Raw genomic sequence first — 14,329 nt, 5'->3', positions numbered from 1 at the left:
CACGAGGGGCGGGTTCGGTCATGGAGTGCCAGTCACGTCGTCGTGGGGTTGAGCGCGTCCTATTCCGTGGACGGTGAGCCGGGTGATGCCGACCAGGCCGAGTACGAGCGTGGTGTGCGTGGCGGTGACGATCACGGTGACCGTGTTGTCGGTGACGGTGACTGAGCCGGTGGCGCTGACGGTCGCGAGGTAGCGATGCGCGTCGGCGACGACTTGGGCAGGGGCGAGATGCCGTCTGCCGTGAGCGCGGAAGGCGTTGAGGTCGATCGCTTGTGCTCCGGCGCGCGCGGCCGATTCGGCGTGGGCGACGGCTCTGACTTTGGCGGCCAGGGCAAGGCCGCCGTCGAGGGCGAGTCCGGCGAGGGCGAGCAGTCCGCTGGTGAGCACTAGGACGAACGCGGTCACGCGGCCGTCGTCGGCCCGCCACCAGAGGCGTCGCCATCCTCGTCCACCGTGGACGAGATGCGAGGGAGAAGTAGGCGGCCTTGCGCGGTCGGTCATGGCCGGCCCCCGGCGGCGATAGGAGTGGAGCGCCAGGTGTCGATGGGCTCCGATGCGGTGGCGGACAGGCGTTTCGTGCCAGGGACGCCGAGAAGGAGCGCGTCACCGAGATCGACGGTGCACGTGATCGTCACGGTCACCGTGCCGCCCGGCCGCATCCCGCCGGTGGCGATGTCCACGGTCAGCGACGTGCACGCCAGTCCGGCCGAGGACAGCGCGTTCGCGGAGGTGGACCGCGCGGCGGTAGTCGCTGCGGCGGTGTGGCGCTCGATGCTGGCGGCGCGCGCGGCTTGGTGCGCGGCGCCCTCCAGTCGCACGCGGGCCGCGACGCCGCGGTGGATGAGGACGCTGACGAACACGAGCAGGGTGATCAGCAGCGGCGTGATCACGGTGATCTCCGCCGCCGCGGAACCGGAGTCCGCGCGCCACCATGCCGCCCATCGGTTCCTGCCGCGCCCGCGGCAGCGTGGCGCGGTGACGCTGGTCGGTGCCGGCATGCTGGTCTCCTTCACCCTCGGCCGGCCAGCGGGGCGAGGCGTTCGACAGGGCCTGCGGCTTCGGCGTGGACCGGCAGCGTCAGGAACGGCACCGCCGAGGTCGCGGTCCCGGTGATCCGGACCGTCGCGGTCGTGGCGGTGCGCTCGACGGCGACCCGGGCAGCGATCAGCGGTCCGTGGGCGAGCTGGTCGAGCAGGTGCCGCGCGCGGGCGGCGCCAGCGGCGCTGCTGCCGTGGTGTGCTCGCGCGGCGGCGAGCCCCTGGGAGGCCGCGGCTTGGGCGATGTGCGTGGCGTGGGACCACAGCGCGAACTGCACGATCACCAGCAGCATCACCAGGATCAGCGGGGTGATGATCACCAGCTCGGCGCTGACCGCGCCCCGTTCGCCGCGCAGCACGGTGCGGGCGCGCTCGCGCCAGCCCGATGCTGCCGACTGGTGTCGTTCTCGACGCCGGTCCATGGCTAGAGGGTGATGCCGCGGGCCTTGGCGATGACTTTGGCAGTGATGATGGCGATGACCGCGATCGCGGCCACGACCAGCAGCGCGGTCACCAGGACGGTCTCGGTGGAGTACCCGGCGTCGGGTTCGCGGCGCAGCACCTCCCACCGAGCGGTCACCGCCGCCCAGAGGGTTGTCCACTGTGTTCGCATCACGGCCATCACACGGTTGCGGTTCATGGGTTTCTCCTTCGCTTATGCTCCAAGGGTTTTCTCAGAGTCCGTTGAGGACGTGCGTGAGTGCGGGGTAGGCGATGAAGCCGAGGTAGCCCAGAAACAGCGCGACCACGGGCAGGGACATGCGTTCGGTGGCGCTCTGGGCGTCGGCTTCGGCATCGGTGATCTGGTGGGCGCGAAGCGCTGCGGCTTTGGTGGCCAAGGAGGCGCGGACTTTCGCGCCCTCGCTTCCGGCGAGGCTGACCGAAGCGGCGAGCTCGACCAGTTCGGTGACGGCGAGGTCCCCGCCGAGCTGGCGCAGCGCCGTCCACGGCGGGATGCGGGTCAACCGCGCGGTCTCCAGCGCGTGACGGATCTGTTCGAAGGCCCACCCACGGCCGATGGTGGCGGCGTCGGTGAGCGCGGAGTCGACTCCGGCGCCTCCGGCGAGGGTGATCCACACCAGATCCAGGTAGGCCGACAACGCGTGCCGGAACGCGGCGCGTGCTCGTCTCGCCGCCGAGCGCACCTGGAGGTCCGGGAGCAGAAACCCCGCGACCGCCAACGCCAAAGCGGTCAAGGCCGAGAGCTCGATGGTCACCGGAAGCTCGGTCACGACGAGGACGACGTGCAGCGCGAGCGGGGCGAGCAGCCCGGCGACGGCGTAGGCGACCTTCGTCGCCAGGTGCGCGGCGACCGGTCGCTGGAGGACGGTCAGGTCGCGGGTCAGGCGCTCACCGGGCAGCCCGGCGGCGTGCAGCGCGACGACCACCGGGCGGGCAAAGGCGTGCGCGTCGACGGCCGGGCTCGGTGGCGGTTGCGGTGCGCTCGCGCGGGCCAGCAGAGCGCCGAGCGTGGGACGCGGCGGAACCAGCCAGACGGCCAGAGTCCACAGGCCGAGCCCCAGCCCTGCGCCCAACGCGAGTGCGGTCAACATGGCCATCACCCCTGCCCACTGGCGGCCGGATCGGAGGCGAGGAACCGGGTGGGTTCGCCAGGGTGAGCGATGCGCGCCAGCCAGGTGAATCCGGCGGCGAACAGGGCGCCGATGCTGAGCAGGACGAGCTGCCCGGTCGCGGTGTCGTAGGCGGTCAGGTAGTCGCGGTTGAGCAGCACGACGGTGACCGCGAAGCCCAGGGTGGTGCCGACGATCACCCGGACCGAGGTGCGGGTGCGGGCTCGTCCTGCGCCCACGCGCATTCGCATCGCGGCGTGCTCGCGGGCGGCGTGTGCGAGCGAGCCGAGGACGTCGCTGAGCTGGCGGGCCGGCCTGTCTGCGGCCAGGACGAGCGCGGCGATGACGAGGTCCCCGGTCGGGTCGGCCAGCTCGTCGGCGAGCTGGCGCAGCGCGGCGGCCAGGCGTGCTCCGGCGGCGATCCGCGCGGACAGGGCGGCGAGTTCGCCGCGGATGACCGAGGGTGCCAGGTGCGTGGTGGCGAGGACGGCCTGCTCTAGTCCGGCGGCGGCCGAGAGGGTGTCGCGCAGCATCTCCGTCCAGGTCGCGATGGCCTCCACCCGGGAGATCCGCCGGGCATGCTGCCGGTCGGGGCCGAGCACGCCCGGCAGCGACCAGCACGCCAGCCCAGCCAGGACCGCGCCGACAACCCAGCCGGTGATCGCGCCGGTCACCACACTGACCGCGACCGCGATAACGACGCGTCGTGCTCGGTGTGGCGGTGTCGTTGTGGAGCGGCGAGATCGTGGTCGCGGTGTCGAGCCGCGTCTGCCGTGCCAGCCGACGCAGACCAGCAGCAGCCCGACGCCGACTCCCGCCCCGAGCAGCGCGGCGATGGTGCTGCTGATCGGGGCGATCATCGCGGCCACCACCCCTCGGGGCGCTCCAGCACCGCAGGATCGAACCCGGCGTCGATGAGGTCGGCGAGCGTGTCGGCGCGCAGCGCCCCGGCGACGGGACGAGCTCGGTGGTCCGTGCCTGGCCGGTAGATCTCGTTGGAGATCACCTGTGGTCCGTCCGCGCCGACGACCTCGCGGATCGAGGACACCACGCGGCCCGCCTCCCGGGTGCGGGCGAGGTGCACGACGAAGTGCACCGCGCTGGCCACGAGCAGGTTGGTCGCCTCCAGTGGCAGCCGTTCGACGCTTTGGGCGGCGTAGGCGGCCAGCCGCGTGAACGCGATCGCGGAGGAGCTGGCGTGGAGGGTGGCCATCGAGCCGTCGTTGCCCTGCGACATCGCGTTGCACATCGGAATGACTTCCGGGCCGCGGATCTCGCCGACGATCACCCGGTCCGGGCTCAACCGCAGCCCCAGGCGGACCAACTCGGCCGAGGAGATCTCGCCCGCGCCCTCGATGTTGGGATCGCGGGACTGCAGGGCGGTGACGTCGGCGTGGATGTCGGGATCGCGTTCCAGCCCGAGCTCAAAGGCGTCCTCGATCGTCACCAAGCGCTCGAACGGGTCCATCTCCGCGGCCAGCGCCCGCAGCAGGGTGGTCTTGCCCGCGCCGGTGCCGCCGGTGATCAACAGGTTCTTCCGCGCGTGCACGAGCGCGCGCAGGAACTCCGCCAGACCCGCGTCGACGGTGCCGCGCTCGCGCAGCTGCGGCAGGGTGGCGGTGAGGTAGCCGTGACGGCGGATCGACAGCGCGGTCACCCCGCCCGCGGTCACCCCCATCACCGCGCACAGCCGCTCCCCACCGGGCAACTGCACGTGCACGATGGGCGAGCCGTAGTCGAAACGCCGCTCCTGCGACGAGGCGCGCGCGGCGAGCATCCGCACCAGCTCGGTCAACTCGTCATTGGACGCCGCGATCGGCGCGACCTGAGCGCGACGACCGTCGCGATACTGAACGAACACCTCATCGAAGCGGTTGGCGTTGACCGTTTCGACCGCCGGGTCATCCAGCAGCGGCTGCAATCCGGCCAGACCGAGAAGTTCGTCGATGACCTCGCCAATCACCCGTTGCTCGTCGCCGCGATCCGCCAAGGGGTGGTTGGCCATCAGCTCGGCCTCGCTGTGCGCAGTGAGCGCCTCCGCGAGGATCTTCCGCGCGATCTCCCGCCGCGCTGTCGCGGTGACGGGGATGCCCGTGCGGCGTTGGTGTTCCTCCACGCACGCGGGCAACGCCGACCGCAGGCTCTCGCGCAGACGGCCACGCAGCCGCGTCACGGTCTCGCTGCCCGCTGAGGTACCGGAATGGCCTTCCCTCGCAACCGATTCGTTGGTTGTCGGGAGGAACCGGTGGATGTTCGTGATGTCGTGCGAAGGGTCGCCGTCCTGCGGTCCGGTCATGACGCTCGCCCTCCCCGGGACGGGATCTCCTCGTGAAACGGCTGGGGCGCGGGCTTCAGCCCGTTCGCCGAGATCGCGGCGGTCGGCACGCCCGGAACGACATGCAGACCCGGAGCCAACCGCTGCTCGACCACCCGCGGGATCGGGATCGCCCGCCGGGCAAGCAGCGTCGTCGCGACCTTGCGCGCCACGCCGCCCACCGCCGAGCGCTCCAGTACCCGCGAACCCGGGCGCACGATGGTGCGTCCGCACAGCAGTGCCGCGCCCCGCGGATCATCTGGAATGCGCCCTAGCGGGGCGACGCGAAGTTCGCGGGCGACCTCGGCGGGCGAATACCCGTTTCCAACCAGCAGGAGAACCGGCTGCGGCGTCCAGCCGCCGATGGCCGGGAGGCGGTGAGCGAGGTGCGCGAGATCGGCAGCGTGCGCGCGGGAGAGCAGGATCAGCGCGTCCGCGCATCGCGCGAGCGGCAACCCTGGAGAGCCCGCCTCGATCCGACCGCAATCGACGATCACCACCGCCTCCGAGGCGATCGCGCGCACGAGCCGGGTTCCGGTGCCGGGTTCAGACGTCAGGGCAGACAGCGCGGTCCGGGCACGGTCACCGTCGGCCGGTGCGGCCACCACCGGGAGTCCGAGCGGCAGAACCTGGGCATGCTGCCACACCACCAACAGGTCCTCGGCGTGCCGCGCTGCGGCGGCCAGGCTCACCAGGCCCGGCGTCGTCGCCATCCCCATCCGGACACCGACGTCCCCGCCGGACGGGTCGGCCTCGATCAGCAGCGTCCGGGCGGGCGCTGGCCAGCACGCGGCCAAGGCGAGCGAGAACACGCTCACGCCGGGCGAGCCCTTCACCGACGCCACCGCGACCAGCATCACCGCTCACCTCCCGCGAGCAGCACGATCGCCACCTGCCCGGCGGGCACCGCGGCGACCTGCCGAGCGGCGGCCTTGCTCAGCTGCACCGAGACCACCGTGTCCTGCTCCTGCGGCGAGGAGGTCACGCTGACCACGACCGCCGGCCACACCGCGCTGACCTCCGTTGCTGGGCCGCTCTCCGCGGTGTCGGCCCGGCCGGGCACGCGGACAACCGAGACCTGCGCGCCCGCGGCCACTTCCACTGGTACCTGGCCCGCCTTCACCGCCACCGCCACGATCGCCTGCCCAGCCGGGACAACAGCGGGTCGCACCGCCTCGGCGGTGAGCAGCGCACCGGCGGGCAGGTTCACCGACATCCTCTTGCCCACCACGGAGGCGGCGTCCCGAACGTCCACAAAGGACACGCCGGTGTCGACGGCGAGGGAGACCTCGCGCAGATCCTGCGCGGTCACCACCTGCCCGACCGCGACCGGCCGAGCCAACGCCAGCACGAGCTGACGGGCATCGGCGGTCAGCGACACCACGAGGAATCCCGTGGCGCAGCCCAGGACGAGCAGCACCCCGACCACCAAGTGCGGGACACTGCGCCGCCGCGACCTCGCGGCGGGCTTGGCTCCTCCCGAAACCCACGTGCTCTCGCCATTGGCGTGGGTCGTGATGTTCGTGCTCACGCTGCCTCCAGGCATGGGGGTACTACGCCGCGTCGCCACGGTCCTTTGGCGAGCGGACGAGAAAAGTGCGGATTGTCATGTGCCAGAACGGAAAAGGAGGCGGCTAGCCGCTGTCGGTGTTCAGGGCCTGAGACTCCGCGACACGGAAGCTCGTGCTCGCCGTGGTCGTCAAATCAGGGAAGGTCCCGGCCTGCCCGGCACCGGACCAGGTGACCGTCCACCGCACCGTCGCCGACACCGTGAACACCTTGTTCGGCTGGGCCGCAGAGGAGGTGCGGTAGGTGTGGCCGCAGTCCGGCGAGGCCGACCTCGGATCGCTCCCCGGCCGGAACGGGGTGCCGCCGCCGGTGCAGGTAATCGTGGTGCCGTCGCCCATCGACCACGACACCGACCTCGGCCTGGCCACCGCAGTCACCGATACCCCGGGCACCTCCGCAGTCGCCGACACCGACGCCCATCCACTCGACAGCCACAGCCAGCTCGGCAAATGCACCAGGTGCTCCCCGGCCGGGCTCGCTCCGAGCGTCGGCGTCGGCAACCGCAACTGCTCCCGGGCCTGGGCCGCGACCTCCGCAGGCGACGGACGACGCACCGCATCCGGCTGCGCGCCTTCAGGAATCCAGACCGGTGGCCGGTAGAACGCATCAGCGAACCCGTCACCGGAGCAGCGCCACACGTACCACGCACCGCGCGGCCCTGACCCGAACTGCGGTACCGCCACATCGTGCCGCGTCAGCACGGCCCGGCGTACCACGGCGACGGAGTCCTGAGCCGCCGAAGAGGTGAAGCTGATCGTCGTCGCACCGCCGCCGCTCGGCGGCTGGTAGGAGCTTCTCACGTACGAGCACCGTGACAGAGCCAGGTTCCCGCTGACCGAGTCGCCCTTTCCGCTCGCCTCGCGGCGCGGCTGGACGGGCTTCGGCTGCTGCGGCCCGCCTCGGCGCGGACCGGTTCCACCGCCGCGTCCCGTTGTGCCCGCGCCCAGCTGGCAGTCCGGCGTCGGACTTTGGGTGCACTCCACGCTGCCGTAGATGTCGGCGAACGCCGGAAGGAGGCCCGCGACCATCGCCGCGACGGTGACACCGCCGACGATGCTTACGCGCGCGGCGGTCAGCATGTTCCCACCGCCTGGACGCCGAAATCGGTGACCCGCCACGTCCCGTCGGTCTGCCGCTGCACCGTGGCGTTGATCCGCCGACGCCCACCCGGCCCGTCATTGGCGGGCTGACCGGTGTCGGCGCGGTACTTCAGCGCTGCGGTCGAGTCGCTGCAATCACCGACGATCACCTTGCTCGGAGCCGACTCCGAGTCCACAGAGGACACCTCGGTGTTGTGCGTCGGCGAGCCCTTGCTGACGAGCCCGTTGTAGTGATCCGCGTAGAGCCCGCGGGACAACGTGGACAACGCCGTCCCCGTCGCGTGACGGCCGAGCGTGGGCGATTGCCAGTCCGAGGTCGTCGCAGCGTGCACGAAGTCGTTCCACATCCCCAGATACGCCGCGATGGCCTCCCGCTTCGCGGTCTCCACCGGCGTGGCGGCCGAGGTGGACGCAGCAGTCGAACCAGGTGTACCGGGCGTCGTCGTGGATACAGGGCGGCTCGCCGACCCGGAGTCGCACGCGGCGACGGTCAGCAGAAGGCCGATCGCTGCAGCGGTGGCTGCGGCTCGTCCGCGCGCGGGAACCGTGAGCGTTCTGGCGTTCACGCGCCACCTCCGGCGATGTTCGAGAAGCGCACTCCGATAAAGGACAGGAACCACGTCTACACCACGGTCCCGTACTGACTGCAAAGTCTGTATGCACTAACTCTGTGGTCAGAATGGGTTCATTCGTCGAATGTTCGCTCTTTTGGCTTATTGGCATCTGCATGTCCAGGCGGCGTCCGGCAATACTCGACATCCTGCTGACGAGCCCGCCGAATTCATCGAGAGCGAGGTGGTGCCCGATGTCGGCCGTGTTCATCGCTGCCTGGGCGAGCACCGGAGCCGCCGTGGGCGCGGCGTTGTCACCGCTCTACCTCCGACTGCTGCCCAGCCTCCCCAGCGACACGGGAACTCCGCGGCTGGCGACGCTGGGCACCGGCATCACCTTCGCGGCCGTGGCCTGGCGCTTCGAGGACCAGTTCGAGCTGCTGCCGTACAGTGCCCTGGCCGCGCTGGGTGTCGTCCTCGCCGTCATCGACCTCATCGAGCAGCGACTGCCCACTCCACTCACCTACGTCTGCGGCGTCCTCGTCGGGGCCCTGCTCGCGTCCTCGGCGGCGCTGCACTCCCGCGTGCCAGACCTCCTTCGCGCTGTGACGGGGATGGCCCTGCTCACGGTGTTCTACGTCGTTCTCGCGCTCGCCTCAGCAGGCAATCTCGGGGCAGGCGATGTGAAGTTCGGCGCCGTGATCGGACTCGCCACGGCCTGGCACGGCTGGACCGCTCTGCTCGTCAGCACGTGGCTCGGCCTGGCCTTGGCCGCCCTCACGCTGCTCGTTCCTCCGCTACGCCGCCGGTGGCGGCGACAGGACACCGTGGCCGTTCCCTTCGGCCCTTTTCAACTCGCCGGAGCGCTCGTAGCTGTTCTTGCGCCCAGCAGTTGATCAGTTCTCGGCGGGCTCCCACGCTTGCGCTCACTGGATCACGCACTTGTCCTGGAATGGTGGACGGCCCCGGCCTTCCCAGGGGGAGAGGTAAGGCTGGGGCCGTCCCGCGCGTGCCAGGGGGGAGAGCACGCGATGCAACGAACGTACACATCGCGCCACAGAAACATCCATCGAACCTCCCCAAAGCCATCCATTCGGGGAAACGTTTCCTTTCTGACTCATTGGTCAGTACTTCCTGACGTTGACGTCAGCTGGGTGACGCAGGATAGAAAGTAGTGGCGTCGACAACGAAGCCGCCGCTCTTTCTTTTGCGGCACATCGCGAGATGTTCTGCAACGTTGTCGGCGGACTTCATCCCATTTATTCGATCGCGCCACGGAGGATACTGTGAAACCGCATGCCAGGGCACGTCGCACCACGGCCCCTCAGTCCGACTCGCAACAGGAAAAGGGCTCCCCACGCCGGACCGCGGCGCGGCGAGCAGCGGCTTTCCTCGTTGTCGCGACCGGTGCGCTCTGTGTGCCCGTGACGACGACGGCCACCGCCGCGCCCGTTCCCGGATACCGACTCGTGCATGAACACCGCCAAGGTGGCGCGCTGCTCAAGGTGTGGCGCGGCGACTCAGGAACTACCCATGCCGACCTCGTCGCCGCCAAAGACAACACCGGGATCTACTTGCACGACTGCAACACCGGGCGCGAACTCGCCCGCGAGGTCCAGTGGTACGGCATCGGCCGCAAAGACATTCGCGTCGGGCCGGTACACCAAGCCGCGAAGGTACGCATTTCCGGACCGGAGGGCAACTACGAGCCGCGAATTTGCTTCCTGTAGCCACGTCCTTCGCTTGTTCACCGCTTAACAGTCTCGGCGACCTCGAATGGGCCTTCGACGACCAAGTGACCCCAAGGGAAGAATCAAGGAATTCTGACATGATCGGATTGACGACTAGGCGACCGAGAGCACGGAGAGGGCTACTTAGCGGTGCCACAGCTGCCATCATCGTCGCCACATTGCTTACCAGTTCTGGTGTCGCGGCGTCTTCGCCCGGCGAGGCAAGGGCGGGTCGACCATGTGGATACTCGGAAGACAATTATATGGGCTACTACCGGAACTGCTCGGATCATCCGGTGAGACTCAAGCTGGAATATTACGGGCAGGAGTACACCTATAAGTGCGTCGACGGCTGGCACACACGCAAACTTGGCTATGTCGGCCCGGACTGGGGCCTGCTCTGTGGGCTGTGGGTTCTCGGCCGATGCTGGGGTTGAAAGCCGCATCTGCGATGCGTCGATCACATCCGGGGGTGGTCTTCCCACGAGGTAGACCACCCCGCCCGGAAATCGCCTGTGCGGCGGACGGGGGAGTCGACGCCAGTTCACTTCGCGGAGCGGGGATGTCGGATCGAATCTTCGCCCGAGGTCTACTAAAGGAACGTCCGTGAATACTCAACGACATCGAACTTCGCTGGCGATCGCCACGCTCCTCCTGGCGCTCGCCGCGTGCACATCCACGAGCCAGGAGACGGCTCCCTCGCCGGCCAGCACTCCGGAGTCGACGATCGCGCGGGAGCCGTCGCCCCCACGTCCGGCTCCGGCACTGCCGACATCGCTGTCGGCGTCCACCGAAGACGCCGTGCACCACGCGATCACGAGCTACACGTTGCTCTGGCAGGACTACGCGATGGCCGCGGCCACTTCCGACTACAGCACCTCGACCCTGTCCCGTCACGCCAGCGACCAGGCCCTCCGTGAACTCCAGGGCTGGCTCTACCGGGACCGGATCGCCGGACTGATCACCCTCGGCCGCCCCGCGCCCACCCCGCGCGTCCTCGCGGTCCGCGTACCCGAGATGCCGATCGAGGTGCTGGTCGCCGACTGCCTCGACGCCGCCCTGTGGCCGAAGTACCTGGCGGCGGGTGGACGCTCCGACAAGCCCCCGGCAGGCCGCCAGCACATCGACGCGACGGTCAGGCTCGACCGCGGCCGATGGACCGTGATCGGCCTGACCCTCGCATCCCCGGGCACGTGTTAGGACGCCCAGTTCCCCAGCGGCCCCAACGCCTTGATGAGATCCTTCGCCTTCTCCGTGAGCCGGTAGGTCACCACCCGCGGAAAGCAGCCTGGACGCTCCGTTCTCACGACCAGTCCATCGCCTTCCATACGCTCCAACGTCTGTGCCAGCACTCGGTCCTGCACAGGCGTCGAGGTCTGCGCCTGATTCGCACGTATGGCCTTGGCGAGCTCGCCGAAGCGTCGCGGCCGACCGTCCGACAGGCCAGCCAGGACTGCTGGAACCCATTTCCCTGTCAGCATGCTCGCTGCCTTGCTTACTCCAGGCCAAATACTCTCCGCTGCCATGGCTCGTCCTCCCCGTTGAGCTCGCAGTCCCGCCCAGATCCCGCATCCGGGCCGCGAACTTGGCACGCATCGCCAGCCACAGACGTAACGCGCACGCTCTGCGCCAGCGCTCGATCCCCCGATGCCAGCTGCCCCCATGCGGGCAGCTACCGCCGCGGTCGGCGTCCCGACCAGTGGCATCCCATGTTCACTCAGTTGATGAGTGAGGAGCTATGGCATCAGCTCAGTTGACAGATCGAGCGTAAGCCCAGGTAGTCGACTTGGTTCGCCTGTTCACTGGCTTCAACCCGATCAGGGCATGGCGGTCAGCTGAGTGAACACCGACGATCGGGTACCAGGGTGTACAGGGGGTGGTGGCAATTTCTGACCTGCAGTTGTTCAGCAGGCGCCTTGACGCTCTCTGCGAGGAGCGCCGCTCCTCCGACGAGGCTTACTCGAACCTGGCCTTGGCGAAGGCGATCGGGTGCACACGGAGCTATATCACCGAGCTACGCAACGGGAACAGGCTGCCCACCTACAAGACGGTGCTCGCGCTCGGGGAGCAACTGAATGCCCACCCTGCCTACTTCGTGGGTGGGCGCCGGGACAGGGAGCCGGGGAGCCTGCCGACGAGGACGGTGGCGGACAAGGTCGACACCTTGTTCAGGCTCGTGCACCCTGCGCACAAGCCCGAGATGCCAACCGAAACCATCGTTGCCCGGGTGCGCGACCACGGGCGGGAACTCGCCGATCCACTGTGGACGATCTCGACGAACACCGTGAACGACATACGCAGCGGCCGAAGCGCCAACCCGACGCTGCGGCACCTGATCGCGCTGGGCGTGGCGTTCGGTTCTCAGCCGATCTACTTCTTCGACGACGAGTTCGCCCGGCGTTTGGAGGCCCAGCTCGGACGGCACCACGCGTTGGCCTTGCTGAACGTCGACGGGTTCCGGTTCCGCGCGGCCGATCTACCAAGCTCGGTGCACGACGAGATTCTGCTGTCCCTGGCGAGCGCCTTGAACCCTAGCGCCGAGGTCGAAGCAGCCATCCGAGCGGCCTTAAGGGATGGGAGGGACCTTAGCGAACTCGACCACGGCGACAGCAGCCGGACATAGGCCAGACCAGGGAACGAGATGAAGAGCAAGAAGTTGCGCGAGCTGCGCACGAACCTGGTGGCGGAGTTGGCCCTCGATCGGTCGGCGTCCATCCAGACCGTGTGCCAGCGCCTGTGCGAAGTGCTCGCTCACCGGCTACGGCGCGAGATCCGTTTGCGGTTCCACGACCTCGGTCCGTACGGCCTGAGCGGGGCGTGGGCTGTGACCGAGCACGGCGTCTACGAGATCATCGTGACGACAACGGCAAGCTGGCTCCAACGCCTGCACATCCTGCTGCACGAGGTGGCTCACGTCCTGTGCGGTCACCCGCCGATCGAACCCGATTCGGAAGAGGCCCGGCAGCTGTTCTTCCCCGACATCTCGCCCACCATGTTGACCCTGCTCCGGGGCAGATCTGCTTACACAGACGAGGAAGAACGCGAAGCGGAGCACGTGGCTGGCGTGCTGCTGAAGACACTGCTCGCCTGGTCCCGACCAGAGTTTGAGGAACAGAAACCGCCCTCGGACGCCGCCGCGCGGGTCTGGCTCTCGATGGGCGGCATTCCCTCCCGGCGAACGGAATAGACCGTGCCGATCTGGATGCTCTTTGCGGGCGCGACTCTGGCACTGGTCATCTACAAGTTTCGGGTGTGGCGTCACGCACCGGCCGACGTCCGCTCGTCGATCGTTCCAGTCTGCACTGGAGGGCTGGCGGTCGCCGCTGGTGCAGTCCTCGTCCCACCCTCGGTCGGCACTGCGCTCAACAACTTCGTCGGGATCCCGAGCCTGTCGGTGCTGCTGCTGAACAGCTTCACCTTGATGTGGGCGTGCTCAGCGCACGCGATGCTGTTGTACTGGCGCCATCAGCCGCAACAGGCGTGGCGCACGACTCGCTGGATCATGGTGGCCTACGGGGCTGTGATCGCCACGGAAACCATGCTGTTCTTCCTGGGAGCCCCCGAGGAGCACCACAAGGACTTCACCCTCGTCTACGCCGACGCCCCGTGGCTGGGCGCGATGCTCGCCGTCCACTACAGCGCGTACTCCGTTGCCATGGGCGGCGTGGTGTACATGTGCTGGCGTTGGTCCCTGAACGAGGGAACCGCCAATCGCGCTTGGCTCCGCCGAGGGCTACGCATCACCGCGGTTGGCCTCTTCCTCTCCTGCGCGGGCACCACGCTCATCCTCATCGCTGTTCTCGGCCGCTGGCATGACGCCGCGTGGAGCGACGCGAGCATCACCTCCGGGCAGCAGTTCTCCGTCGCAGCCCTGCCACTCGTCATCGTCGGCATGACGATCTCCGCCTGGGGACCACACGTCGAGGATCTGCGCGACTACCAACGCCTACGGCCGTTGTGGCGCACCCTGCGAAGAGCGGCCCTGCCCCGAATCCGTCGGCACCGCGGCCTCGCTGACTGGACTCCTGAGTCTCTTCTGATGTGGCGGATGCTGGAGATCAATGACTGGCTCCACCGGCTCCATCACTACTGCGGCCCGCTGGCTTCCGCGCCGACGATCGCCGACCGCACCACCACCTCCTCGGCCAGCGACCGTGACCGCGCAATGAGCGAAGCAGCGCGAATCCGTCTCGCGCTCGACGCACGACGGCGCGGTGCAACGACGTCGGCACGTGATGTCGCGGAACCGAGTAGCAGCAACGAGCAGACCGCAAACGTCGTTGCCGCCGCTGAGCGCTCCTGGTTGGTGGGCGTCTCGCAAGCGCTGCACAGCCGACGCGTCGACGCCCTCGTGCGACGACACCGAGACCAGTTGTCTCCCAAAACGAATCCGTACGCCGAAGCCACAACCACCGAAGTTCATGGAGGACCTGCCTCATGAGGATGCCCCGTCACGC

The 14,329-nt window shown here is 68.9% G+C and carries 18 protein-coding genes; 6 read left to right on the top strand and 12 right to left on the bottom strand.

All coding sequences use genetic code 11. The features are described from left to right. Positions 1-18 precede the first annotated feature (18 nt). The 11 genes from NLX83_RS15655 to NLX83_RS15605 all read right to left on the bottom strand — a co-directional run bounded on the left by NLX83_RS15655 (position 19) and on the right by NLX83_RS15605 (position 8,157). Entirely contained in the window at positions 19-405 is a 387-nt protein-coding gene (locus tag NLX83_RS15655) for a pilus assembly protein TadG-related protein (protein WP_254235571.1), read from the bottom strand. Positions 406-497: 92 nt separating this feature from the next. Next, complete coding sequence (locus NLX83_RS15650; RefSeq protein WP_254235570.1) at positions 498-998, bottom strand: TadE/TadG family type IV pilus assembly protein; 501 nt, start codon at positions 996-998, stop codon at positions 498-500. Positions 999-1,009: 11 nt separating this feature from the next. Next, on the bottom strand, positions 1,010-1,459 hold the full coding sequence (locus tag NLX83_RS15645) for a TadE family protein (RefSeq protein ID WP_254235569.1): 450 nt from the start codon (positions 1,457-1,459) through the stop codon (positions 1,010-1,012). Positions 1,460-1,461: 2 nt separating this feature from the next. Next, entirely contained in the window at positions 1,462-1,677 is a 216-nt protein-coding gene (locus NLX83_RS15640) for a hypothetical protein (protein WP_254235568.1), read from the bottom strand. A gap of 34 nt (positions 1,678-1,711) precedes the next feature. After that, positions 1,712-2,590, bottom strand: coding sequence for a type II secretion system F family protein (locus NLX83_RS15635; RefSeq protein WP_254235567.1), 879 nt, complete (start codon positions 2,588-2,590; stop codon positions 1,712-1,714). A 5-nt stretch (positions 2,591-2,595) separates the two neighbouring features. Beyond that, positions 2,596-3,477 (bottom strand): type II secretion system F family protein, encoded by an 882-nt coding sequence (locus tag NLX83_RS15630; RefSeq protein WP_254235566.1) that lies wholly within the window; start codon positions 3,475-3,477, stop codon positions 2,596-2,598. After that, positions 3,465-4,904, bottom strand: a complete 1,440-nt coding sequence (locus NLX83_RS15625; RefSeq protein ID WP_254235565.1) for a CpaF family protein — start codon at positions 4,902-4,904, stop codon at positions 3,465-3,467. The genes NLX83_RS15630 and NLX83_RS15625 overlap by 13 nt, the downstream gene beginning before the upstream one ends. Next, positions 4,901-5,779: a chromosome partitioning protein gene (locus NLX83_RS15620; protein WP_254235564.1), complete on the bottom strand. Its 879-nt coding sequence runs from the start codon at positions 5,777-5,779 to the stop codon at positions 4,901-4,903. The genes NLX83_RS15625 and NLX83_RS15620 overlap by 4 nt, the downstream gene beginning before the upstream one ends. After that, positions 5,779-6,453, bottom strand: a complete 675-nt coding sequence (locus NLX83_RS15615) for an SAF domain-containing protein (protein WP_254235563.1) — start codon at positions 6,451-6,453, stop codon at positions 5,779-5,781. Before NLX83_RS15615 ends, NLX83_RS15620 begins: the two co-directional genes overlap by 1 nt. A gap of 103 nt (positions 6,454-6,556) precedes the next feature. Next, a complete protein-coding gene (locus tag NLX83_RS15610; RefSeq protein WP_254235562.1) occupies positions 6,557-7,570 on the bottom strand; it encodes a hypothetical protein in 1,014 nt (337 codons plus the stop codon). Beyond that, a complete protein-coding gene (locus NLX83_RS15605) occupies positions 7,564-8,157 on the bottom strand; it encodes a hypothetical protein (RefSeq protein WP_254235561.1) in 594 nt (197 codons plus the stop codon). The genes NLX83_RS15610 and NLX83_RS15605 overlap by 7 nt, the downstream gene beginning before the upstream one ends. A gap of 239 nt (positions 8,158-8,396) precedes the next feature. On the opposite strand from NLX83_RS15605, the gene NLX83_RS15600 reads away from it, so the two are divergent. The 3 genes from NLX83_RS15600 to NLX83_RS15590 all read left to right on the top strand — a co-directional run bounded on the left by NLX83_RS15600 (position 8,397) and on the right by NLX83_RS15590 (position 11,072). Further along, a complete protein-coding gene (locus NLX83_RS15600) occupies positions 8,397-9,038 on the top strand; it encodes a prepilin peptidase (RefSeq protein WP_254235560.1) in 642 nt (213 codons plus the stop codon). A gap of 528 nt (positions 9,039-9,566) precedes the next feature. Further along, complete coding sequence (locus NLX83_RS15595; protein WP_254235559.1) at positions 9,567-9,872, top strand: hypothetical protein; 306 nt, start codon at positions 9,567-9,569, stop codon at positions 9,870-9,872. Positions 9,873-10,478: 606 nt separating this feature from the next. Next, positions 10,479-11,072 (top strand): hypothetical protein, encoded by a 594-nt coding sequence (locus NLX83_RS15590; RefSeq protein WP_254235558.1) that lies wholly within the window; start codon positions 10,479-10,481, stop codon positions 11,070-11,072. On the opposite strand, the gene NLX83_RS42255 is transcribed toward NLX83_RS15590, so the two are convergent. Then, entirely contained in the window at positions 11,069-11,353 is a 285-nt protein-coding gene (locus NLX83_RS42255; protein ID WP_374118741.1) for a winged helix-turn-helix transcriptional regulator, read from the bottom strand. The genes NLX83_RS15590 and NLX83_RS42255 overlap by 4 nt on opposite strands. Before the next feature lie 398 nt (positions 11,354-11,751). Here NLX83_RS42255 and NLX83_RS15585 point away from each other — a divergent pair, with 398 nt between their 5' ends. Genes NLX83_RS15585 through NLX83_RS15575 form a run of 3 tightly spaced genes read left to right on the top strand, consistent with a single transcriptional unit; the run spans position 11,752 to position 14,313 of the window. Continuing rightward, entirely contained in the window at positions 11,752-12,495 is a 744-nt protein-coding gene (locus NLX83_RS15585) for a helix-turn-helix domain-containing protein (protein ID WP_254235557.1), read from the top strand. Between the two features lie 18 nt (positions 12,496-12,513). Beyond that, complete coding sequence (locus tag NLX83_RS15580; protein WP_254235556.1) at positions 12,514-13,059, top strand: hypothetical protein; 546 nt, start codon at positions 12,514-12,516, stop codon at positions 13,057-13,059. Positions 13,060-13,062: 3 nt separating this feature from the next. Further along, positions 13,063-14,313, top strand: coding sequence for an MAB_1171c family putative transporter (locus NLX83_RS15575; protein WP_254235555.1), 1,251 nt, complete (start codon positions 13,063-13,065; stop codon positions 14,311-14,313). The last annotated feature ends 16 nt before the right edge of the window (positions 14,314-14,329 follow it).

The sequence above is a fragment of the Allokutzneria sp. A3M-2-11 16 genome (assembly GCF_024213555.1).
Lineage (GTDB): Bacteria > Actinomycetota > Actinomycetes > Mycobacteriales > Pseudonocardiaceae > Allokutzneria.
This window is presented reverse-complemented; position numbering and strand designations above follow the sequence as displayed.

What these genes read in the sequence shown, in the direction of transcription:
- NLX83_RS15635 (WP_254235567.1), bottom strand. Translation starts at nt 2,590, where the DNA reads ATGTTGACCGCACTCGCGTTGGGCGCAGGGCTGGGGCTCGGCCTGTGG.
- NLX83_RS15640 (WP_254235568.1), bottom strand. Translation starts at nt 1,677, where the DNA reads ATGAACCGCAACCGTGTGATGGCCGTGATGCGAACACAGTGGACAACC.
- NLX83_RS15580 (WP_254235556.1), top strand. Translation starts at nt 12,514, where the DNA reads ATGAAGAGCAAGAAGTTGCGCGAGCTGCGCACGAACCTGGTGGCGGAG.
- NLX83_RS15625 (WP_254235565.1), bottom strand. Translation starts at nt 4,904, where the DNA reads ATGACCGGACCGCAGGACGGCGACCCTTCGCACGACATCACGAACATC.
- NLX83_RS15600 (WP_254235560.1), top strand. Translation starts at nt 8,397, where the DNA reads ATGTCGGCCGTGTTCATCGCTGCCTGGGCGAGCACCGGAGCCGCCGTG.
- NLX83_RS15610 (WP_254235562.1), bottom strand. Translation starts at nt 7,570, where the DNA reads ATGCTGACCGCCGCGCGCGTAAGCATCGTCGGCGGTGTCACCGTCGCG.
- NLX83_RS42255 (WP_374118741.1), bottom strand. Translation starts at nt 11,353, where the DNA reads ATGCTGACAGGGAAATGGGTTCCAGCAGTCCTGGCTGGCCTGTCGGAC.
- NLX83_RS15620 (WP_254235564.1), bottom strand. Translation starts at nt 5,779, where the DNA reads ATGCTGGTCGCGGTGGCGTCGGTGAAGGGCTCGCCCGGCGTGAGCGTG.
- NLX83_RS15645 (WP_254235569.1), bottom strand. Translation starts at nt 1,459, where the DNA reads ATGGACCGGCGTCGAGAACGACACCAGTCGGCAGCATCGGGCTGGCGC.
- NLX83_RS15650 (WP_254235570.1), bottom strand. Translation starts at nt 998, where the DNA reads ATGCCGGCACCGACCAGCGTCACCGCGCCACGCTGCCGCGGGCGCGGC.